Source organism: Enterobacter sp. UCD-UG_FMILLET (genome assembly GCF_000762975.1).
Classification (GTDB): Bacteria; Pseudomonadota; Gammaproteobacteria; order Enterobacterales; family Enterobacteriaceae; genus Enterobacter; species Enterobacter dykesii.
In genome coordinates, this window is sequence record NZ_JRJC01000053.1 from 37,236 (window position 1) to 59,935 (window position 22,700).

Below are 22,700 nucleotides of genomic sequence, written 5' to 3' on the forward strand. Positions count from 1 at the left end.
CTAAAAAAGAGTATTTAATGGCAAGATATGCAGGCTTGACGGGTCTCAATCCATTTCTTTTCTCGGGCCGCTGATTTCTGGAGAGAAAAAAGGAATTAATGTTATTTCAGGTATTGGGGGATTGCTGTGAGTTATCAATATTAGTGTTTAATGTAATAACAAGCAATACGTAGACGTGCTGGCGAATCGCTGAATAATCCCGCCATTACGCGAGGGCGGTAACCATATTACCCCGGAGGCGATATCCTTAATCTCGCCTCGTCCAGATGGCTGCGCAATGCCGCAAGACATTGCGCATATGAATAGCTTATTTATCAGGTATTACCCACCTCTCCTCTTTACTAACGGCCGTCGTCGTTCTCTTCCTGCGCAACCAGATTAATTTATACGCCGCCGGAATAATAAACAGCGATAACAGCGGCGCCGTGATCATCCCGCCGATCATGGGCGCCGCTATCCGGCTCATGACTTCTGACCCGGCACCGGTACCCCACAGAATGGGCAGCAGACCGGCAACGATCACCGCGACGGTCATTGCCTTTGGCCGCACGCGCAGCACGGCGCCATGATAAAGCGCCTCATCCAGCCCCTGTTCGGTGAACGTGTCCCGATGGGACAACGCCGGATGCGCTTCAACGGCATGGCGCAAATACATCAGCATGACCACCCCAAATTCTGCTGCCACCCCGGCCAGAGCGATAAAACCGGTGCCGGTTGCCACAGACATATGGAAGCCCTGCCAGTAGAGGAACCATATCCCACCGACCAGGGCGAACGGCAGACTCATCAGGATTAACAGCGCTTCATCCACGCGGCGGAACGCCAGATACAGCAGAATAAAGATGATCATTACCGTCATCGGCACCATCAGCTTCAGTTTCTTGTTGGCGTGCTCGAGCAGCTCAAACTGCCCGGAGAATGTGACGCTGGTGCCCGGCCTCAGCTTTACGTTCTGACTGATGGCCGTCTTAATGTCGTTCACCACCGACACCATATCCCTGCCGCGAGCATCGATATAAATCCAGCTCGCAGGCCGGGCATTCTCCGTTTTCAGCATCGTGGGGCCGGAAACCACGTTGATATTCGCAACATCGCCCAGCGTGATCTGCTGTTTCATCGGCGTCAGGATCGGCATCTGCTTCAACGCGTTCGGGCTGTTCCGGTAGTCCTGAGGATAGCGAATATTAATCGGGTACCGGGCCACGCCTTCCACCGTTTCCCCCACCGTCGCCCCGCCGATAGCCGAGGAGACAAAGAGCTGCACATCACCCACCGTCATCCCATAGCGGGAGGCTTTTTCCCGGTTGATATCGACATCAATGTAGCGCCCGCCCTCAAGGCGTTCAGCCAGGGCAGACACCACGCCCGGCACCGTTTTGGCTACCGCCTCGATGCTCTGCGCCGTGGCGTCGATATCCGACAAAACGGTACCTGACACCTTGATACCAATCGGGCTTTTTATCCCGGTGGAAAGCATATCGATACGGTTACGGATGGGCGGAACCCAGAGGTTCGCCAGGCCGGGCAACCGAACGGTCTTATCGAGCTCGTCAATAATCTTGTCAATCGTCATGCCGGACCGCCACTCATTCTCGGGTTTGAGCTGAATGGTGGTTTCCACCATCTCGAGCGGCGCGGAATCCGTAGCCGTTTCGGCCTTACCCGTCTTGCCGAAAACAGAGGCCACTTCTGGCACGGTTTTGATGAGTTTGTCCGTGGTCTGCAGGAGCGCGGCCGCTTCTGCCGGAGAGACGCCCGGCAACGTTGACGGCATATACAGCAGATCGCCCTCATTAATCTTCGGCAGGAACTCCCCGCCCACCTGGCTCAGGGGCCAGATCACCGTGATGAGGGATAAGGCCGCAACCAGCAGGGTTGTTTTTGGCCAGCGGAGCACCTTAATCAGTAGCGGGTGGTAGGCTTTAATCAGCAGTCTGTTCAGCGGATTGCTGGTCTCCGCGGGAATTTTTCCCCGGATCCAGAACCCCATCAGAATCGGTATGACGATAATGGCCAGCGCGGCCGCGCCCGCCATGGCGTACGTTTTCGTAAAGGCCAACGGGCCGAACAGCCGCCCTTCCTGCCCCTCGAGGGTAAAGATGGGAATGAACGACAAGGTAATGATCAGCAGGCTGATAAACAGCGCGGGGCCAACCTCGACAGAGGCGTTGGTGATCACCGTCCATCGCGTAGCGTTGTCAATCTGCTCTCCCGGATGCTGGCGATCCCACTCCTCCAGCCGTTTGTGCGCGTTTTCAATCATGACGATGGCGGCATCCACCATCGCGCCGACCGCAATGGCAATCCCGCCCAGCGACATGATATTGGCGTTCAGCCCCTGGAAATGCATGACGATAAAGGCAATACACAGGCCAAGCGGCAGAGAGATAATCGCCACCAGCGCGGAGCGGACGTGCCAGAGGAACAGGGCGCAAACAATCGCCACCACGATAAACTCTTCGAGCAGTTTGGAACTCAGGTTGTCGATTGCCCGATCGACGAGCTGGCTGCGATCGTAGGTGGTCACAATCTCAACGCCTTCCGGCAGGCTGGCCTTCAGCGTCTCCAGCTTATCTTTCACCGCCGTGATGACCTCGCGCGCGTTTTTGCCCGAACGCAGGATCACCACGCCGCCCGCAACTTCCCCCTGCCCGTTCAGCTCGGCAATACCGCGCCGCATTTCCGGCCCCGTTTGTACGCGGGCAACATCGCGAAGGTAAATCGGTACCCCGTTCTCGGCGGTTTTCAGGACGATGTTATTGAAATCGTCCATCGTCTGCAGATAGCCGCTGGCCCGGACCATATACTCCGCTTCCGCCATTTCAACTGACGATCCCCCCGCCTCCTGGTTAGACGACTCAAGCGCCTGCTTAACCTCCGGCAGGCTAACGCCGTACTGAGCCAGCCTTAACGGATTGATCTGGATCTGATACTGCTTTACCACGCCGCCGACGGAGGCCACTTCGGCCACGTTCGGGATCGTTTTCAGCTCAAATTTCAGGAACCAGTCCTGCAATGAGCGCAACTCAGCGAGATCGTGTTTTCCGCTGCGATCCACCAGCGCATACTCAAATATCCAGCCCACGCCCGTGGCATCAGGACCAATTTCAGAGCTCACGCCGGCAGGCAGCTTGCCCTGAACCTGGTTCAGATACTCAAGCACGCGCGAACGGGCCCAGTACAAATCGGTGCCGTCTTCAAAAATGACGTACACGTACGAATCGCCAAACTGCGAAAAACCGCGCACGGTCTTTGCGCCGGGAACCGACAGCATGGTGGTAGTCAGTGGATAGGTCATCTGGTTTTCAACAATCTGCGGGGCCTGGCCGGGGTAGCTGGTTTTGATAATCACCTGAACGTCAGAGAGATCGGGCAAGGCATCAACTGGCGTGTTAATAATCGTCCATGTGCCCCAGACGCTGAGGAACAGCGCCCCCATCATGACCAGGAAACGGTTGGCGACCGACCGCCGGATAATCCATTCAATCATCATCGTCTCCTTAATGGCCAGAATTCGCGTCGTCAGCGGCTTCAGCGTGGCGCATGCGCTCCAGCGCGCCGGTAATATTGGCCTCCGAGTCAATCAGGAACAGACCGCTGACCACTACCGACTCCCCCTCTTCCAGCCCGCTACCAATGCCGGACTGCTGCTGAGATTCATGCAGTACGTGGATCCTTTTCGGTACAAAATTCCCGTCCGCATCGACGGTAATCACGCGCTGTTCTTTGCCGGTATCAATAACGGCCTGGGAGGGGATCAGCAGCATTTCCTGGCTTCGAGTATTCAGCTTCAGGTAGGCATTCATGCCCGGTTTCAGCAGCTCATCCTTGTTGGATACCTGCAGGCGCACCTGTAGCGTACGGGTGGTTTGATCCACGCTCGGCAGAAGACTCCATTTTTCAACCGGGAAGGATTTATCCGGATAAGCCGGTATCGAAACAGCAAACTGCGAGGTCTCTTTCAGCAGATAAGCAATGGATTCAGGCACTGCCGCGCCGATCCAGATCGGATCCATCCCCTGAATTTGCGCCACCACCTTATCTTTCGAAATATTCATGCCGGTACGCAGGTCAAAGGCCGTGATCGCTCCGTCGATCGGCGCCCTGATGGTAAATCGGGTCTGGATGGTACGGGTCGCACGCAGTCTCTGAATATCGTCATCCGGCATACCCGCCAGACGAAGCCGTTCCAGAACCCCTTTGATTTGCGTCGGCGTTCCGCCGGTACCGGACAACAGCAGAAACTCGCTCTGCGCCTCTACCCAGTCAGGAATGGTTATATCAATGAGCGGCGTGCCTTTCTTCACCTTATCGCCCGTCGTCAGCGGATACACTTTTTCCACAAAGCCTTCCGCGCGCGCCTGCACAATGACAAACTGATAGTCGTTATAGCTGACGTTAGCCGGGATCGTCTGGGCATAGTTCAGCGTTCCGCGCGTCACTTTTTGCGTTTTTAATCCTAAATTCTGGACCTGCGTCGGATCGATACGGATACCGGCACTGCTTTTACTGTCGTCTTCATCCGCATATTTCGGAACCAGATCCATATCCATAAACGGCGATTTGCCGGGCTTATCGAATTTCACGTCTGGCTTCATCGGGTCATACCAGAAAAGCACCTTTCTTTCAGAGACGCTATTTTCCGTTTTTGCAGATGAATGAAGCGCCTGCCATACCGTCACCGATATCAGCCCTCCCGCAATCAGGCTGCTGACTATCATGGCAGCATATTTTATTTTTAATGAGGCCATGCCGCGTCTCGCTATTTAATGCTCTTGAGTAAAGAGAGATTGCCCTGCTGAACAAACGAGAAATTCACGTGACTGCCGACTTTTAAAGAATTAATACTCTCGTCAGCCTGAATAAAGGTAAAACGCATGGTCATCGCGGGCCAGCCAATTTCCGGGATCGCTTCATGGGAAATCGTGACTTTTTTATTCGTCAGATCAATGCCCTTCACGATACCGGTTCCCCTGATGACCTGCTCTGAGGCCCCTTCGCTGGCAGCACTCATCATCTCGTGCTGATGAACCTCAGCCTGGAGGCCGGCAGAAAACACAATAGAAATCGCACCAAATACAACGGCCTTAAGTGAATTGCGCATGGTTATTTTCCTGTTTAATTAAGTAAGATTATTCGACCCAACCGCCGCCGAGCGCGGTGAAGAGGTTAATTTCGTTAACCTGTCGGGCATAAATAAGGTCGAGAATATTTTGCTGGGTAGAGAAAAGAGAACGCTCCGCGTCAAGCACTTCGATATAGCTGACAGCGCCGCTGGAATATAACCCTCTGGCACGTTGAAGCGTGATGCGGAGCGAATCCAGATACCGCTGCTGTGCAGCAAGCTGCTGGTTAATGCTGTCCCGCAGCGCGAGCGCGTCGGCAACCTGTTTGAAGGCGGACTGAATTTTTTGTTCGTAATTAACCACCGACTGCTGCTGGCGAATTTCGGCCAGCTTCAGGTTGGCCTTATTTCTGCCCGCATTAAAAATGGGAATTTCAATTTTAGGAATAAAGTTCCACATCCCGCTCCCTGACGTGAACAGGCTGGACAACTCCGTGCTGCCGGTTGAAAGCCCGCTGGTGAGTGATATTGACGGGAAAAAGGCGGCGCGCGCCGCACCGATATTCGCATCGGCCGCTTTAAGCTGATACTCCGCCTCCATAATATCCGGGCGCTGTAGCAGTATCGCGGAGGAAAGATGAGGAGGCAGCTTTACCGGCGCAACGTCGCTGGCGTTCATGCCGCCGTCACCCGGCAGCGCGCGATACGTGCCGAGGACCAGCTGCAGAGAGTTATTGGCCTGCGCCAGCTCCCCCTCTCTTTTGGCAATCTCTGCCCGCGTGCTTTCGATCTGTCCCCGGGCCTGTTCCAGCGCCAGGACGTTCGTACTGCCCGTCACCAGTTGCTGCTCAACGAACGCATAGGACTGCCGGTAATTGTTCAGCGTATCCCGCGCGATGCGCAGCTGTTTGTACGCCAGCTGCTGGTTGAAATAGCTCTGGGAAACGTTAGAGACGAGCAGGATATGCACCGCGCGACGGGCCTCTTCGCTGGCGAAAAAGTTTTGTCGGTCGGCCTCGCTCATGTTCTTCAGCTTGCCGAAGAAATCGAGTTCATAGCTAAGCGCAAGGCCCGCGTCGTACTGCTGCGCGGTGGGTTTGTCACTTTTCAGCCCGCCGCTGTACGTGATGCCCGAGGAGGCATTCAGCTGAGGATAGCGATCCGCATCCGTCACGTTGAACTGCGCCCGGGCTTCCTCAACCTTCAGAGCGGCCATTTTTAGATCGCGATTGTTCTTCAGGGCCTCCGTAATCAGCCCGGCAACCTGAGGGTCGACGAAGAAGTTGCGCCAGCCGGTGTCCTGATACCCCGCCGCCGCGGGCGTCAGGCCGTTTCGGGAGAGCGAAAACTGCCGGGGGACAGGTGCTTCCGGCCGCTGGTACTCCGGGGCCAGCGAGACGCAGCCTGCCAGAATAAATACCGTACTGATGCTTAGTCGTTTTAACAGGAACATAACGGTTCAAATAAAGTCCAGAGTAGTTTTATGGCTACTCTACGCAACGCATCCTGTTTGACGGGTGACAGGATAATGACAATGTTGTCATTTTTAGCGTAAGTCATTGTTAACGGCGGTACGCTCACTAGAATGTCTTCAGCAGCCAGTCAGGGGAGCACGATGAAAATACTGATCGTCGAAGACGAAATGAAAACCGGTGAGTACCTGAGTAAGGGGCTGACTGAAGCGGGGTTTGTGGTGGACCACGCGGATAATGGCCTGAACGGCTACCATCTCGCCATGACCGCGGAATACGATCTGCTGATTCTGGATATCATGCTGCCCGACGTGAACGGCTGGGACATTGTCCGCATGCTCCGCTCTGCGGGAAAAGGGATGCCCATCCTGTTACTCACGGCTCTCGGCACGATTGAACACCGGGTTAAAGGGCTTGAGCTGGGCGCGGATGACTATCTGATTAAGCCATTCGCTTTTGCCGAACTGCTCGCCAGGGTAAGGACGCTGTTAAGGCGCGGTAATACGGTGATTGCGGAAAGCCAGCTTCAGGTGGCAGATCTGACGGTTGACCTCGTGTCGAGAAAGGTAAGCCGGGCTGGAAGCCGCATCTCGTTAACCAGCAAAGAGTTCAGCCTGCTGGAGTTTTTCATGCGTCATCAGGGAGAGGTGCTTCCCCGGTCCCTGATTGCCTCCCAGGTGTGGGACATGAATTTTGACAGCGACACAAACGCGATTGACGTGGCGGTAAAGCGGCTTCGGGCGAAAATCGATAACGATTTTGAACCGAAGCTGATCCAGACGGTGCGCGGCGTGGGCTATATGCTGGAGGTGCCGGATGCGCGTTAAGCTTCCCGGGCGCCCTTTTTCGCTTGCCCTGCGGCTGACCTTTTTTATCAGCCTCTCCACCATTCTGGCCTTCTTCGCCTTTACCTGGTTCATGCTGCACTCCGTTGAGAAGCACTTTGCCGAGCAGGATATCAGCGACCTTGAGCAGATCAGCACCGCGATGCACCGCATCCTGCAGTCTCCGGTCGATCCTGACCAAAAGAAAATCAGTAAAATCAAAGAGTCGATCGCCAGCTACCGCAACGTGGCCGTCCTGCTCCTGGATCCGCAGGGAAATACCCTGTTCAGCTCGGCGCAAGGGGCGGCACTGCGCCCTGCAATGAACGCGGCAGGCTTTAGCGAACACCGCCGCGCGCAGGATGTGTTTCTCTGGACGGTTGAAGACCCTGCCGAAAACATGCACGCCGGGTCCGATATGAAAATGGAAACGTACCGGATTATCGCCTCTTCAGGCACGGCGACGCTGCAGGGCAAAACGCAGGGTTACGTGATGCTTATCGGGCTCTCGATTAATTTTCATCTGCACTACCTTGAGGCGCTGAAAAGGAATCTCCTGATGATTGCCGCGGCGATCAGCCTGCTGATTATTCTTGTCATTCGCATCGCGGTTCGTCAGGGCCATTTGCCCCTGCGTAACGTCAGCAACGCCATTAAAAATATCACTTCAGAAAACCTGGATGCCCGTCTGGAGCCGTCTCGCGTGCCCGTTGAGCTGGAACAGCTGGTCATCTCCTTCAACCAGATGATCGAAAAGATTGAAGATGTCTTTACCCGCCAGGCGAACTTTTCCGCTGACATCGCGCACGAAATCAGAACCCCCATCACCAACCTGGTGACGCAAACGGAAATCGCGCTGAGCCAGAACCGCTCCCAGAAAGAGCTGGAAGATGTTCTGTACTCCAGCCTTGAAGAGTACAACCGGATGACCCGCATGGTCAGCGACATGCTTTTCCTGGCGCAGGCGGATAATAATCAGCTCATCCCTGACCGGGTGATGTTTGATTTAAGTGCGGAGGTCATAAAAGTCTTCGATTTCTTCGAAGCCTGGGCGGAAGAACGCAACGTTACGCTGAAATTTAACGGGATGCCCTGCCTGATAGAAGGCGATCCGCAGATGTTCAGAAGAGCAGTAAATAATCTGCTCTCCAACGCCCTGCGCTATACGCCAGCCGGGAAAGCGGTGACGGTCTCCATCAGAGAACGGGATGACGACGTTGAGCTGATGATAGAAAATCCCGGTACGCCGATCCCGCAAGAGCATCTGTCGAAGCTATTTGACCGGTTTTATCGCGTCGATCCGTCCAGACAGCGCAAAGGTGAAGGCAGCGGGATCGGGCTTGCCATCGTGAAGTCCATCGTCACGGCGCACCACGGAAAAGTCCGCGTGGAGTCGGATGCGGTATCGACGCGCTTCATCCTCTCCGTGCCGGGAAAAGTGGCCTGAGGCGTCAGCACACGGTCCGACACACTTCCAGTACCTTTTCCCTGAGCCAGCGATGCCCCGGATCCCTTTCCATGCGCGGATGCCACATCTGCGACACCGTAATGGTCCGGGTTTTAAACGGCAGCTCAAAGACGTGTACATGCTCGTTCATCGGCTGATTGAGCAGGTACAGCGCCGGCACCATGGCAATCAAATCGGACGCCAGCGCCACGGATAATGCCGTCGGAAATCCGGGCACTACGCTGGCGATCTTGCGTTTCATCCCCCGTTCCGCCAGCGCGTCATCGACAGCCCCATGTAAGGCTCCGTTCGGAGAGGCCACCACATGGCCCCACGCGACATAATCGTCAAGGCTGACATCAGGCTGAAATGACAGCGGATGTCCCTTGCGCACCGCGCCAACAAACCGGTCCTGAAAGAGCCTTTGCAGCCGTATTTCAGGCCCCATATTGTTCTGCACGCCGATCTCCAGATCGACAAGCCCCTCCCGCAAGTAGCGTGACGTTTTTTCCGGTTTCGGTGAGAAGCGGATGCATACCCCGGGCGCAACGCTCGCCACCGCAGCAATTAGCATTGGACCAAACGCCACCACAAAACCGTCGTTGGCCCGGATGGTGAACAGCCGTTCGAGATTTTCCACCTTCAGCGTGTCGGTGGAGGGCTGCAGCACCGCCCTCGCCTCATGTACGGCGCTTCTGGCGCGGTCCCGCGTGGCTTCGGCCCAGGGCGTCAGCACCATATGACGGCCGGCCCGCACGAGAATAGGATCGCCGGTCACCTCCCGCAGCCTGCTCAGGGTGCGGCTCATGGCGGAGGTGCTGAGGTTCAAACGTCGCGCCGCGCCCGCCACGCTGGCTTCTGCCAGCAGAACGTCGAGCGCAACCAGAAGGTTAAAATCAGGATCGGACACGGTGGCTCCTCAGATGTGGCGTTACGTGCAATGATTAAGTGCAAATGCTGCGTCTTCCGCCCTGTATACCGCATGATTATAGTTTCGTCATCACGATTCTTATCCGGAGTAACGACGATGACGCTATTTTCAAACCTGCCCGGCGATGAAGGCTTACCCGGTCATGAACGCGCCCGGGTGATGGCCGCCGTCATGACCACCACGCTGATGGGCGTCTTTGACGGCACCATGATCAACATCGCGCTGCCCTCCATGGCAAGGGCGATGCAGGTTCCCGCGAACGTTGCGGTCTGGTTCGCCAACGGTTACCTGCTGTCAGCGGCAATGACGCTAGCCATCTTCGCGGCGCTGGCGGCGCGCGTGGGCTATCGCCCGGTGTTTCTTGTTGGGCTTGCTACCTTTACGCTCACCTCGCTCGGCTGCGCGCTGGCAACAACGCCGGAAATGTTAACCGGGATGCGAATTCTGCAGGGCATCGGCGGCGCGGCGACCCTGAGTATCGCTCCGGCGATCCTGCGATCCGTTTTTCCGGGTCGGCTTCTGGGCCGCATTCTGGGGCTGCACGCCCTGCTTATCGCCTCCAGCACGGCTATTGCCCCGGTACTCGGCGGAACCATACTGGACATGTTGAGCTGGCAGTGGCTGTTCGCCATTAACATTGTCCCGGGCAGCATCGCCCTGCTGCTGGCATGGCGGGCCCTGCCGCGGGAATCGGCCGTTGACCGCTCAACCTTTGACGCGCCGGGCGCCGTGCTCTCCGCCGTCCTGTTAGGTTCGGCGATCATGCTGGCCGACAGCCTTCAGAGCGTGACGCGCCCGATTAGCCCGGCGGCCGTATGCTGGGGTGTTCTCACGCTGGTCAGCGCCTTCGCCTTTATCTGGCGGATTCGGCGGGCAAAAAATCCCATACTGCCGCCTGTTATCTTCAAAAACGGGCGCTTTACCCTCGCCGCGCTGACCTCGCTGGCCTCGTTTGTCAGTCAGGGCATCACCTTTGTCGCGCTACCGTTCCTGTTTCAGAGCGTGTATGGCTACAGCCCGGTGGTCTCCGCGCTGCTGTTCACCCCGTGGCCGATTGGCATCGTGCTGATCGCGCCGCACGCGGGGCGCTGGGCAGATACGATTTCCGCGCCGCTGATCTCGACAATCGGGCTGATGATTTTTGTCGGTGGGCTGGTCCTGCTGGCGACGTTGCCGGACAGCCCTTCCGCATGGAATATCTGCCTGCGCAGTCTGGTTTGCGGGATTGGGTTTGGCTGCTTCCAGAGCCCCAATAACCGGGAGATGCTCTCTAACGTGGCGCGGGAATATGCCAGCTATGCCTCCGGCGTGTTGTCTATCGTCAGGACGTTTGGGCAGTGTCTGGGGGCGGCCGTGGTAGGGGTTCTGATGGCCGCAGAGGCAGGATCGGACCCTCAACATGCCGTCCATGTTGCGCTGTGGATAGGCGTCATCGCCTCAATGGCTTCGGTGTTATTCAGCCTGAGCCGGCTGCGCCCTGCGGTTCGGGCGTCAGCGTAAACTGTTGCAGCGTCTTTCGGCGCTGCTTATTTATAATGCCTACGCTGTAGGGCGTTCGTTCCACGCATCAGTGTACTGAATATTTCCGTCCAGAATTTTCCATGTGATTTTTGCATATCGCAAAGATACATTTTCCATGTGACCTGTACCGGGACAATCTCTTGTATCATGCATTATTGGAGTTATTGAAATGACCTTCACCCCTTCCATAAGGATATTGAAGTATTCCACTTCCTGACCAGCATCATTGATGTGGTAGAACTTTAATTCAGCACTATGAAGCGTCTGACCTGTAGCCACTGCTTTGTATAGATAGGGTGAAGATGAATCAATTGCTTTTGTTAGACTGAAAGCTGAGTGTTGCCTTGTACCTGTAAGTTTACCCGTTGCATCATCTGTTGGAATGCTCAGGTTATGAATCAGATCTCTGAGCTCTATACTTCCTTCACGGTCTGCAACATCAGAACCGCCACGGATCATTGCTCCGCCATCGTCTTTCAAAAAGAGGTGTACTGGTACAGCCATTTCTATAACTCCTTATGTTAATTAATCTCTTATTCCATTGGCTATGAGGTTAATTACAGGCATGATCGCTACACCATCTGCATAGAACAGATCAGAATTAGTGAATGAATAAATCTTGCCGGTGATTTTTACATTTACCGTGTTTCCATAAGCTGAAGCAGTAACATTGCTTGTGTTGGCTTCAAGGAATGGTGATCGATCTTCAAGGGCTTTCATAATGTTCCCGCTGTTGTCTTTTTCTAAATAGAAGCGGTAAACATCCGACACCGTAGCGCCTCCATCATCATACTTAGTTATGTACAGTGTGACGGTATCAGAGAGTTTCTGTTTGCTGACAAAACTATCTTGAGGAGGTGCATTAAAATAGTATTGATATGTCAGAAACCCACAAACAACGAGCAATAGAATCGTTGTGAGTAAGCAATGGAGCCGTTTAATAACCGTATTTCTTTGCATATTCTATACCTTGCCTTATCCAAAACTGATCGTGAGGATCATCCCCATAAGGCGGTTTTTGATACCAGTGCCCCCATTTCTTTTTGGAGGTTTTAGCTCTTTCCTGCGCCCATCCAGCACCCATCAATAACGTTTCTGATGGTATCCCGGCAGCATAGCCAGCCGAACCATAATTGAAGTTCCCAAAATTTGCTAACTCCGGGTGTCCTTGCTTGTAATCCCACGGCCCCTTATTTCTTACTTTTTGATAAAACCAAAGATAGGTCGTAGGGATAGCCATGTTTCTACTCATACCATGCGCTCTTGCAATCCTCATGTTTGCCAACACAAGTGCGACTCCTTCTTTAGGTAACAAAGGTATGACAGCCACATTAACCTTCCATCTACTATGGGTATATGGCGCGTATCGTACACTTTTGCGATGGTAAAAAAGATATCTGTTTCCAGAGAAATGACGGAAAAATATTCGACTAAGGTATTAATCGCATTAAAAATCAAAGAAATTTAGGCTGCGCCCTGCACGCCCGCAGGTAAGCGTTGCACAATGTAGTCCGGGTAAGAGCAGCGCCACCCGGCAAGAAAGATGGCGCGTTTGTTTACTCCAGCGCCAGCAGCGCAAAGCTAGCCAGCCAGTGCCCGCCGCTATAGTGGCTGCCGACCACATGCTCGACGCTTGCCGTCAGGTGTTTCGCCACAGACTCACGCAGCGCCTGCTGCCCAGGATGGTCTGCGGGAAGCGCGCGGGCAATATGCTTCATGCACCAGGCGCGGCTGAGGTTTAACCCGTCGAGATGGGCAATTTTCGGGTCGGTACGATCGCTCACTTCCGCCGGATTCATCAGTGCCGCAACGGAGCCGACATCCGGCAGAAACGCGTCAAACCAGGCCGGGAAGTCTTTTAACACCTTGCTCATCAGCAGCGCCTCGGTCAGCGCCCCGGAAATATACTCATCGCCGCCCGGTTCGTAGTGCGCAGGATAGCGCGTGTCGGCGAGATAAAACCGCTCCGCCGCCGTGACAATCGCCTGCTCAAGCGCGCTATCTTCTACAGCTCGGGCGTAGTCCAGCCCCAGCGCCAGGGCAAACGCCGTGTTGTAGTGCGTTCCGACGCGGATCGGATAGGTGAGCTTGCCGAGATAATCCACCAGCCTGTCGCGAATATCCTGGGTGAGCGGCTCCAGCGTCCGGTACCAGACCGCAGCCTGCGGCAGCGACGACTGCTTTAGCTCCTGGGCCAGCGCCAGCAGCCAGCCGTAGCCATACGGGCGCTCAAACGAGGCGCGGAAAGGCGCGGTGAAATAGGCCAACTCCTTCGCCACGTTCTCTTCCGTCAGGTGCTCGTCGACAAGCGCGACGATCGCGTCACGGCTCGGCAGTTCCGGATAGAGGCGCACGCAGCGCAGCAGCAGCCAGTAGCCGTGCACCGCAGAATGCCAGTCAAAACAGCCGTAGAAAATGGGGTGCAGCTCGCGCGGCGGCAGAACGTCGCCATCATCATTAAGCAGGTGCATAATGTGGTTCGGGTATTCCTGGCGCAAATAGGTTAAAGGCATGCGGGCAAACGCGTCAGCCTGATGTTGCGTTAATTCCATAACAGCTCCTTAGCGAAACACGAGGAAATACATGAGGAACACGTTCACCACCAGCAGGGTTAACGCGGTCGGGATCTGAATCTTGATCACCTGATATTTGTCTTTGAGCTCCAGCAGCGCGGCGGGAACGATATTGAAGTTCGCTGCCATCGGCGTCATCAGCGTGCCGCAGTAGCCCGCGTACATGCCAATCGCCAGCAGCGGCGCCGGGTTGCCGTGATGCACATTGATCAGAAACGGTAACGCGATGCCGGCACTCAGCACCGGGAAGGCCGCAAAGGCGTTGCCCATAATCATGGTAAACAGCGCCATCCCCACGCAGTAAATCACCACCAGCATAAAGCGGTTATCCGGGTTAACGAACAGGCTCACCACCTTCTGCACCGAATCACCGGTGTTGGCCGCCACGAACACGCCGCCGAGCATGGCGAGCATCTGCGGCAGGATCACCGCCCAGCCAATAGTATCGACAAGACGGCGAGACTGACGAATGGCGTGCAGCGGCGTGCCTTTGGTGAGCCACCAGCCGGTGAGGATCGCCGCGACGCAGGCCACGCAAAGCGCCGCCAGGGTGAGCTGTTTCTGATCGAGCAGGAACACGCCGCCAATCGACACGCCCTTCAGAAACAGCGTCCCGATAACCGTCACCACCGGGATCATCAGCGCGGGCAGGAACAGCCAGTTTTTAAGGCGGTTTGACGACGCGAGACGTTCGTCTTCGGTCGACATTTTATAGTGCCCTTTTCCGACCAGACCAAAGCCCGCCAGCAGCGCGATAGCGATGACGCCCCCGCCGATTATCCGGTACGCCAGCGATTTCCCCAGCTCCTGCACCATAAGGTCGCCGAACAGGAAGATCCCGCCGAATAAAAACCAGAACAGCGCGGTGGTAAAACGCTTCGGATTGGCGCGATCGCGCAGGGTCATCACAACCAGCAGCATCACGACAAAGCCGATCAGGTAGTACACGCGGTTAATGGTGATAAGCGTCATCATTGCGCGGCCCCCTGCGTGCCCTGCTCCGCGCGCCAGGCCATGACGTCGCGACGGATGCTGGCATCCAGACGCAGCAGGCGCGTCATATGAATAATTAATGCCGCAATGGCGGTTGGAATGGCCCACAGGCCGATATGCAGCGGTTCAATGCCCGGAATACCGTTCTCTTTCAGGAACGCGTCGATCAGCAGCACCGCGCCAAAGGCAATAAAGATATCTTCGCCAAAGAAGACCGCGATGTTGTCGCACGCGGCGGCATGGGCTTTGATTTTGTCGCGGATGTGCTGCGGCAGCTCGCCGTATTCGTTCAGCGCCGCCCCTTCGGCCATCGGCGCCAGCAGCGGACGCACCGTCTGGGCATGACCGCCCAGCGACATCAGCCCCAGCGCGGCGGTACCTTCACGCGCGACAAAATAGAGCATCAGAATTCGCGCCGAGGTGGCGCTGGCGATCTTCGCCACCCAGGCCTGGGCGCGCTCCTTCAGCCCGTAGTATTCCAGCAGACCAATCACCGGCAGGATCAGAATGAAGGTTGCCAGCGAGCGACTATTCACGAACTTTTCGCCAAAGGTCTCCAGCAGCATCCCGAAATCCATCCCGACCAGCAGACCCGTTGCCAGCCCCGCCACCACGACCACCAGCAGCGGGTTGAAGCGTAGTGCAAAACCAATAACCACGATCGGTATCCCGATCAGCGGCAGCAGCGTAGTACCGTCCATAACGTTTACCCTATCGAAAGTGAGCGTTGCGCGCCGGCGGCTATTTTTTTAATTTGCGGCGAGCGATGTTGTGTTTTGTTGGCAGGCTTCACAAAACCTGCGCTAAAAAGCTATATCTGAACCTCAAAAACATGTAAACAAATTATCAATAAAATGTTCTTATTTTATCGATGAGTTTACATTTCTGGCTAAGGAACGTTATGAACTCGAAAAAGAGTGCTTCACCCGATCGCGACGATATCAACGATGGCCGGATCGTCTCTTCCCGCCATCTGGTGTCCGAGCGCTGCGCGGAACTGTCAGAGCTGGAATATGCGCTGATCATGACCAGCAACGCGTTCAACAAATGGATGGTGCGCTGCATGACCGCAGCCGGTGAGCCCGATATGGGCGCCTTTGACGTTTCGCTGCTGCATCACGTGAACCACCGCGACCGCAAGAAAAAGCTGGCCGATATCTGCTTCGTCCTCAACGTGGAAGATACCCACGTGGTGACCTACGCCCTTAAAAAGCTGGTTAAAGCGGGCTACGTGACGAGTGAGAAAGCGGGCAAAGAGCTCTTTTTCTATACCACCGAGGAAGGGAAAGCGTTGTGCATGAAGTACCGGGACGTGCGGGAAGCGTGTCTGATTGCGATCCACGCGGAGAGCGGCATTGCCGGGAAGTCGATTGGAGAAACCGCGCAGCTGTTACGCACGATCTCCTCCCTGTATGACACCGCCGCCCGCGCGGCGGCATCACTCTAACGCTAAGGACGTCTGAAGAGGGTAATACTCCGTCCGGCCAGCTCGTACTCTACGGTTTCGGTGATCGCGGTCCCTGCGGCAGCGTCATCCGCCGTGGAGAGCTCCAGCACCCATCCCCCTTCGCCAAACTGCGGGATCTGGAACGGCACGGTCCCTTCAAACGGGTTGAACAGCATCAGCACGTCGTGCCAGATGCCGTCCTCCTGCCGCAGATCCGGCCTGCTGATGGAGACGCCGAGCGTCGAACCTTCATCCCACTGTTCGGCCTGCTGCGGGCCGCCTCCGGCATTAAACCAGCGGATCTCCAGCCCGTCGCGCCAGCTTTCACGGCGCAGCAGCGGCTGTTGCGCGCGAAGGGCGATGAGCCGTCGGGTGAACTCGCGCAGCGCGGCGTCGTTTTCGGAAAGCCCCTTCCAGTCGATCCACGAGATCTCGCTGTCCTGACAGTAGCCGTTATTGTTGCCCTTCTGCGTGCGGCCAAACTCGTCCCCCGCCAACAGCATCGGCGTGCCGTGGGAAAACAGCAGCGTGGTCAGGAAATTACGCTTCTGCCGCTCCCGGGTGGCGATAATATCCGGGTTATCCGTCGGCCCTTCTTCGCCATAGTTGTACGAGCGATTGTCATTATGCCCGTCGTTATTGTCCTCGCCGTTGTCGGCGTTGTGCTTTTCGTTGTACGACACCAGGTCATTCAGCGTAAAGCCGTCGTGAGCGGTGATGAAGTTGACGCTGGCCCACGGACGACGTCCGCGCAGGTCGTACAGATCCCCGGAGCCCAGCAGGCGTGCGGCAAAGTCGTTGGAGACGTTATCACCCTTCCAGTACTCGCGTACGGTATCACGGTATTTGTCGTTCCACTCACCCCAGCCCGGCGGGAAACCGCCGACCTGATACCCGCCGGGACCGATGTCCCAGGGTTCACCAATCAGCTTAAGTCTCGATAACACCGGATCCTGCGATATGGCGTCGAAGAAACCGCCGCGCGGGTCAAACCCTTCCGGCTCGCGGCCCAGTATCGTCCCCAGGTCGAAACGAAAACCGTCAATATGCATCGATTCCGCCCAGTAGCGCAGCGAATCCATCACCATCTGCAGCACGCGCGGGTGCGAAGTATTGACCGTGTTTCCCGTCCCGGTGTCGTTGATGTAGTACCGGTGCTGGTCCGGCAGGGTGCGGTAATAGCTGTAGTTATCAATCCCCTTAAACGAGAGCGTGGGGCCAAGCTCATTCCCCTCCGCCGTGTGGTTGTACACCACGTCCAGAATCACCTCGATGCCCGCATCGTGATACGCGCGCACCATGTCGCGGAAGCCCTGGATCCCCGCCGGGCCGTAATACCGCGACGCCGGGGCAAAAAAGCCCAGCGTGTTATATCCCCAGAAATTTTTCAGGCCCCGGTCGAGCAGATGCTGGTCGTCCGGGAACCAGTGAACCGGCAGCAGCTCAACCGAGGTGATGCCAAGACTCTTGATGTAATCGACCGAGGCTTTGTGTCCCATCCCCTCAAACGTGCCGCGCAGCTCGGGCGGAATAGCCGGGTTCATCTGGGTAAAGCCCTTCACGTGGCTCTCATAGACGACGGTATGCGGCCATGGCACCTCCGGCCGGTTGTTGTCCTGCCAGTCGAAGGCGTCCGGATCGATAACCTTGCATTTGGGCGTGAACGGCGCGCTGTCGCGCGTATCAAAACTGAGATCCAGTTCATCATGCCCAAGCTCATAGCCGAAATGGGCGTCGTTCCAGTCGATATCACCCACCAGTTCACGCGCGTACGGGTCGATAAGCAGCTTATGCGGGTTGAAGCGGTGACCGTTTTCAGGATCGTAGGGTCCGTAGACGCGATAGCCGTACAGCGCGCCGGGCTTCAGGTCCGGCACATAGCCGTGCCAGACCTCATGGGTATATTCCGGCAGCTCCAGCCGGGCGATTTCCGTTTTCCCGGACGGGTCAAAAAGACAGAGCTCTACCCGCTCGGCGTGAGCGGAGAACAGCGCGAAGTTAACCCCTTTCCCATCATAATTCGCCCCCAACTGCTGGCCATGACCGGCCCGAATTTCAAACGTAGTATCCTTTGCCATTTTCGTTCTCCACGATTATTCGCAGGTAAGCAGAACCAGTACACATCCCTTTTCTGACGTTAAATCCAGCGTCTCTTGCAGAATGCGGCTCTCACCGCTGAACAGGTCCCGATAGCGCTTCCCGACCAGTTCGTCGGGTATCGCTACCGTGGTATTGACCCACAGCTGATGATTATCGGTGACATCAAAAACCAGACGCGGCACGGCGACAATCAGCGCCTCCTCGTCCTTAACGCGCGCATAGACAATCAGATTCTCCTCGCGCTCGCCGGAGACCTTAAGCGGCAGCCAGTCGCCGTAGCGGAATAGCGCGTCGTAATGCGGTCGAAGCCGCAGCAGCGTGGCGGTGACGAACTGCTTAACGCGCCCGTCTCGCCAGCAGGCCGGGTTGTCAAACACCGAGGCATCCGCCGCGCTGAGGTTCTGCACCAGCGCGTTGAAATCCGGCTCCCGTCGGTTATCCGGGTCGACGAGGCTAAAGTTAAGCGCCTCGCTGCCCTGATAGATGTCCGGCACGCCAGGCGCCGTCAGCTTGATTACCGTCTGGCTGAGGCTGTTCATCAGCCCGGCCCGGATAAAAAGCTGCATCGCCTCGCTAAAATCCTGCAGGAACAGGGCGTTGTCCGGGGAAAGCAGGTGCCGCGCGTAGCTCAGCACCACGCTCTCATAGCTCTCGTTGCTGTCGATCCAGTCGGTGCGCTGTTTTGCCTCCCGCAGCGCTTTCTCGAGGAAGCCGAGGAAACGTTCTTCCAGCGATTTCAGCCCGTCGGCGTCGTCCGGAGACAGCGTGGCGGGCCAGACGCCCGCCAGCGCCTGATAGATCATCCACGTATCGGCGGCGTTCGGCGCGGTACCGTCATTGAGAAAACGCACCTGGGTCTGGTTCATCTGTCGCCAGCGGGCCAGGTTGTCACCCCATAGTTCCGGGGCTTCCGTCAGGGTATAGAGACGCGCCCGGGCGTCTTCCCCGCGCTTGGTATCGTGCGTGGAGGTGCCCAGCAGCGCGTCGGGCTGTCGGGCGAGACGAATGCGCATATCCTGGTGGAAGCGGGATAATGAAAACGCGCGCGGCGTCGGGTCGGCGCCCACTTCATTGAGCGCCAGCTCCAGGTTGTGGCGAAAGAACAGCGTGTCTTCAACGGACTTTGCCATCAGCGGCCCGGTAAGCTGCTGGAAGCGGGTTCTGAACAGCGCGGCGGACTCGCGGCAATCTTCCGGCAGGTCGCCGGTAAGAATGTGCACAATCAGACTCAGCGCCGCTTCAGACGTCTCCACGCTGGCGACCACGCGGTTAAGCAGCGCCACGTCAGACGGGGTTAATCCCTCCCGGGTGCCGTAGGTGCGGTAGACCGGAAAGGCAATAAGCAGCTCGCGCAGCGCGTGGCGGATCTCCTCGCGCGGCAGCGCAACCTCATTGCGGCGGGCCAGATCCTCAGCAAGGTTTAGCAGCGTGGTGAATTCACCCTCGAAATTGCGATCGGTCATCAGGCCTTTGGCATCGCGCAGTTCCGCATGGCGATCGACCGTTATTCCCAGCGTTTCGTCGTGGATGGTCTCCAGGCGCGACAGGTTATCGTCATCGACCAGCACTTCCGCCAGCGAGGCGATAAACTCGTAGCCGGTGGTGCCGGATACCGGCCAGTCGGCGGGGAGCTGTTCCCCCTTCGCGAGGATTTTTTCAACCGTGATGTAGCAGTCGGGCCCGGTTTTCTCCCGCAGGCGCTGCAGATAGCCCAGCGGATCGGCCAGGCCGTCGACGTGGTCAATGCGCAGACCATCTACCACGCCTGCGTGGACCAGCTCAAGGATCAGCCGATGCGTATCGTCGAAGACCGCGTCGTCTTCAACCCGAACGCCGACCAGGCCGATGATCTCGAAGAAGCGCCGCCACGAGAGCTGCTTCGGCGCCTCCCGCCAGGACATCAGGCGCCAGCTTTGCGCTTCATGCAGTTCAGCAATGCTTTTCTCCTCGCTGTACGTGCCGGGGTTGAGCGGATACGCCGTGTCGTAATAGACCAGAGAGGGCTTTCCAGTGACAGTGTCACGCACAATGTCAATCGCGCCTTTCTCCAGCTCGGCCTCAAAGGTGTCGCCGAGGAACGGCAGCGTTAGCGGGCGCGACCCGTCGATATCGAAATAGCGGAAATAGCGGCTCTGCTGGCCGTATTCAATCACGTCCCGCCACCAGGCGTTTTCCAGCGAGGTGGACATATGGTTCGGGACAATATCCAGAATCAGCCCCATGCCGGCCTGCTTAAGCGCTGCCGCCATGCGGTCGAAACCGTCTCGTCCGCCGATCGCGGGGTCAATTTCATTCGGGTTGGTCACGTCATAGCCGTGGGTGGAACCCGCTGTGGCGGTAAATACGGGCGACGCGTAGAGATGGCTGATGCCGAGATCTTTCAGGTAAGGCACCAGCGCCGCAACGCGGTCGAAGGTCATGCCATTACGGAACTGAATACGGTACGTGGCGGAAGGGATCATAACGATGCTTCTCCATCAGCAAAGCGAACGACAATACCGTTCGGCGGTAAAACGTCAGTGACTTCCGGCCAGGCAAAGCGCGTCTCACCCGCGAGATCGGGCATCGAGACGGGCTTATTGCCGATATTCAGCGCCAGAGAGAGCGTGCCCGACGGGAAATGCCAGCTCACCGCCACCATGCCGGGCGCGGTCTTGATTACCTTGCCCTCAACGGCGCCGCCATGACGCAGAAGCGGAACGATATGGCGATGACGCAGCGTCAGCAGGTGGCGCGTGAAGCGCAGCCACGTTTTGCCTTCGTCGGTGGCAATCTTATTCCAGTCGAGTTTTGAACGGATGAAGGTGTTCACGTCATTCGGATCCGGGACGGTTTCATCGTGCCCTGCATGGCCGGTAAACTCTTTCGCGCGCCCTTCCCGCACCGCCTTTGCCAGATCGCCGTGAAAATCGGTGAAGAACAGGAACGGATGCGTTTCCCCAAACTCCTCGCCCATAAACAGCAGCGGGATATGGGGGGAAAGCAGCAGCGCGGCAAGCAGCACCCGCGTCTTGTCGGATCCCGCCAGGGCGATCAGCCGCTCGCCCTGGGCGCGGTTCCCGGTCTGATCGTGGTTCTGAATAAAATCGACGAAGAACTGCGGCGGCTGCGTCTGGCACTCCACTCCGCGAGACTCGCCGGTTTGCAGCGAAATCTCGCCCTGGTAGACAAAGCCTTCTGCCAGCGCCCGGGCGAACTTTTTCTCCGGCTCAAAGGCAAAATCCTGGTAATACGCGTGGGTCTCGCCGGTGGCAAACACGTGGGCAGCGTTGTGGAAGTCGTCATTCCACTCGGCGGTGAACTGCGGCGCGTTGCCCTGCTCATCGCGCGGATGCAGGAAAATCACGTTGCGGCTGTCTTCCGTGGTCAGGTGAACGTGACGGTGCGGGATTGCCTCGCGGATCTTTTCTGCTATCTCCACAAGAATGTGCGTGTCCGAGCCGTCTTTAATCTGGTCGATGGCATCGAAGCGCAGGCCGTCCAGACGGTATTCCGTCAGCCAGTAGAGGGGCGCATCGGTGATGTACTGCCTCACCGGCTCGCGCTCGTAGGCGATGCCGTTGCCCCACGGCGTCATCCGCTGCGCATCAAAAAACGCGGGCGACAGCAGAGGCAGATAGTTCCCCTCCGGGCCGAAGTGGTTAAGCACGATATCCAGCACCACGGAGAGCCCCAGCCCGTGCGCGGCGTCGATAAACGCGTGGAAATCCTCCGGCGTGCCGTAGGCAGAGTGCGGGGCGTACAGCAGCACGCCGTCATACCCCCAGCCGCGGGTTCCGCCAAACTGGGAGACGGGCATGACTTCAAGCTGGGTAATACCGAGCTCCGCCAGATATGGCAGCTTGTCGATGGCGGCCCGGAAGGTGCCCTCCGGGGTAAACGTGCCGATGTGCAGCTCGTAGATAACCGTGTCTTCCCACGGCCGCCCTGCCCAGTCCCGGTTGACCGGCTGATAGCGTTGGGGATCGATAACGATGGAGGGACCGTTAACGTCGCCCTTTTGCGCGCGCGACGCCGGGTCGGGTACCGTCATGCCGTCCTGCAGAACAAACTGATATTCTGCACCGTGCGTGACGCCGGTGACGTCAGCCTGAAACCAGCCGTCGCCCGTTGCCGTCATCGGCACGTCGGCGGCGGCCAGACGTAGCGTAAGTTCTTTCTGTCCTTCTGCCCAGACGCGAAAACGTACAACGTCATCGGAAATAAACTCAGCACCCCACTGCTTTTGAAATGTCCTGAATTCCATTCATTGTCCTCGAATGACCCACATTTTACGCGGAACGAAGTACAAGCTTAGTTCAGGATTAAAAGTGCGTGAGCCCAGCGG

The 22,700-nt window shown here is 57.0% G+C and carries 18 protein-coding genes; 4 read left to right on the plus strand and 14 right to left on the minus strand.

All coding sequences use genetic code 11. The annotated features are described in order from the left end of the window. Window positions 1-307: 307 nt before the first annotated feature. Genes silA through LA04_RS22830 form a run of 4 tightly spaced genes read right to left on the minus strand, consistent with a single transcriptional unit; the run spans window position 308 to window position 6,518 of the window. Window positions 308-3,490 (minus strand): Cu(+)/Ag(+) efflux RND transporter permease subunit SilA, encoded by a 3,183-nt coding sequence (gene silA / locus LA04_RS22815; protein WP_047653319.1) that lies wholly within the window; start codon window positions 3,488-3,490, stop codon window positions 308-310. Between the two features lie 10 nt (window positions 3,491-3,500). Next, window positions 3,501-4,751, minus strand: a complete 1,251-nt coding sequence (locus tag LA04_RS22820) for an efflux RND transporter periplasmic adaptor subunit (RefSeq protein ID WP_047653320.1) — start codon at window positions 4,749-4,751, stop codon at window positions 3,501-3,503. 11 nt (window positions 4,752-4,762) lie between these two features. Continuing rightward, window positions 4,763-5,104 (minus strand): cation efflux system protein CusF, encoded by a 342-nt coding sequence (gene cusF / locus LA04_RS22825; RefSeq protein ID WP_047653321.1) that lies wholly within the window; start codon window positions 5,102-5,104, stop codon window positions 4,763-4,765. A 28-nt stretch (window positions 5,105-5,132) separates the two neighbouring features. Then, the gene (locus LA04_RS22830) at window positions 5,133-6,518 is read right to left on the minus strand and encodes an efflux transporter outer membrane subunit (protein WP_047653322.1); all 1,386 of its coding nucleotides are present in this window, start codon (window positions 6,516-6,518) and stop codon (window positions 5,133-5,135) included. 162 nt (window positions 6,519-6,680) lie between these two features. On the opposite strand from LA04_RS22830, the gene LA04_RS22835 reads away from it, so the two are divergent. Together LA04_RS22835 and LA04_RS22840 are read left to right on the plus strand one after the other, a co-directional pair. Further along, window positions 6,681-7,364 carry a copper/silver response regulator transcription factor gene (locus LA04_RS22835; RefSeq protein ID WP_029741284.1) on the plus strand — a complete coding sequence of 228 codons (684 nt, stop codon included), beginning with the start codon at window positions 6,681-6,683 and terminating at the stop codon, window positions 7,362-7,364. Beyond that, window positions 7,354-8,808, plus strand: coding sequence for a Cu(+)/Ag(+) sensor histidine kinase (locus LA04_RS22840; RefSeq protein WP_047653323.1), 1,455 nt, complete (start codon window positions 7,354-7,356; stop codon window positions 8,806-8,808). The genes LA04_RS22835 and LA04_RS22840 overlap by 11 nt, the downstream gene beginning before the upstream one ends. A 4-nt stretch (window positions 8,809-8,812) precedes the next feature. Here the strand turns inward: LA04_RS22840 and LA04_RS22845 are convergent, their stop codons facing one another. After that, the gene (locus LA04_RS22845) at window positions 8,813-9,718 is read right to left on the minus strand and encodes a LysR family transcriptional regulator (protein ID WP_047653324.1); all 906 of its coding nucleotides are present in this window, start codon (window positions 9,716-9,718) and stop codon (window positions 8,813-8,815) included. A gap of 117 nt (window positions 9,719-9,835) precedes the next feature. Between LA04_RS22845 and LA04_RS22850 the strand changes: the two genes are divergently transcribed. Beyond that, a complete protein-coding gene (locus tag LA04_RS22850; protein WP_047653325.1) occupies window positions 9,836-11,239 on the plus strand; it encodes an MFS transporter in 1,404 nt (467 codons plus the stop codon). Window positions 11,240-11,278: 39 nt separating this feature from the next. On the opposite strand, the gene LA04_RS22855 is transcribed toward LA04_RS22850, so the two are convergent. The 6 genes from LA04_RS22855 to LA04_RS22880 form a co-directional block, all read right to left on the minus strand. Then, window positions 11,279-11,764, minus strand: coding sequence for an Hcp family type VI secretion system effector (locus LA04_RS22855; protein WP_047653326.1), 486 nt, complete (start codon window positions 11,762-11,764; stop codon window positions 11,279-11,281). A 21-nt stretch (window positions 11,765-11,785) separates the two neighbouring features. After that, entirely contained in the window at window positions 11,786-12,220 is a 435-nt protein-coding gene (locus tag LA04_RS22860) for a hypothetical protein (RefSeq protein WP_047653327.1), read from the minus strand. Further along, on the minus strand, window positions 12,198-12,590 hold the full coding sequence (locus LA04_RS22865) for a polymorphic toxin type 44 domain-containing protein (RefSeq protein ID WP_047653328.1): 393 nt from the start codon (window positions 12,588-12,590) through the stop codon (window positions 12,198-12,200). Before LA04_RS22865 ends, LA04_RS22860 begins: the two co-directional genes overlap by 23 nt. A 226-nt stretch (window positions 12,591-12,816) precedes the next feature. Then, complete coding sequence (locus LA04_RS22870; protein WP_047653329.1) at window positions 12,817-13,812, minus strand: DUF2891 domain-containing protein; 996 nt, start codon at window positions 13,810-13,812, stop codon at window positions 12,817-12,819. A 9-nt stretch (window positions 13,813-13,821) separates the two neighbouring features. Then, entirely contained in the window at window positions 13,822-14,808 is a 987-nt protein-coding gene (locus tag LA04_RS22875) for a DUF979 domain-containing protein (RefSeq protein WP_047653330.1), read from the minus strand. Next, window positions 14,805-15,527: a DUF969 domain-containing protein gene (locus LA04_RS22880; RefSeq protein WP_047653331.1), complete on the minus strand. Its 723-nt coding sequence runs from the start codon at window positions 15,525-15,527 to the stop codon at window positions 14,805-14,807. The genes LA04_RS22875 and LA04_RS22880 overlap by 4 nt, the downstream gene beginning before the upstream one ends. Before the next feature lie 200 nt (window positions 15,528-15,727). On the opposite strand from LA04_RS22880, the gene LA04_RS22885 reads away from it, so the two are divergent. Then, a complete protein-coding gene (locus tag LA04_RS22885) occupies window positions 15,728-16,273 on the plus strand; it encodes a winged helix DNA-binding protein (RefSeq protein ID WP_047653332.1) in 546 nt (181 codons plus the stop codon). 2 nt (window positions 16,274-16,275) lie between these two features. On the opposite strand, the gene glgX is transcribed toward LA04_RS22885, so the two are convergent. From glgX to treZ, 3 genes are read right to left on the minus strand one after another with little or no spacing between them, the layout of a single operon-like run. Continuing rightward, a complete protein-coding gene (gene glgX, locus LA04_RS22890) occupies window positions 16,276-18,351 on the minus strand; it encodes a glycogen debranching protein GlgX (RefSeq protein ID WP_047653333.1) in 2,076 nt (691 codons plus the stop codon). 15 nt (window positions 18,352-18,366) lie between these two features. Continuing rightward, window positions 18,367-20,835: a malto-oligosyltrehalose synthase gene (treY, locus tag LA04_RS22895; protein WP_047653334.1), complete on the minus strand. Its 2,469-nt coding sequence runs from the start codon at window positions 20,833-20,835 to the stop codon at window positions 18,367-18,369. Continuing rightward, on the minus strand, window positions 20,832-22,619 hold the full coding sequence (gene treZ / locus LA04_RS22900; protein ID WP_047653335.1) for a malto-oligosyltrehalose trehalohydrolase: 1,788 nt from the start codon (window positions 22,617-22,619) through the stop codon (window positions 20,832-20,834). Before treZ ends, treY begins: the two co-directional genes overlap by 4 nt. Window positions 22,620-22,700: the final 81 nt, after the last annotated feature.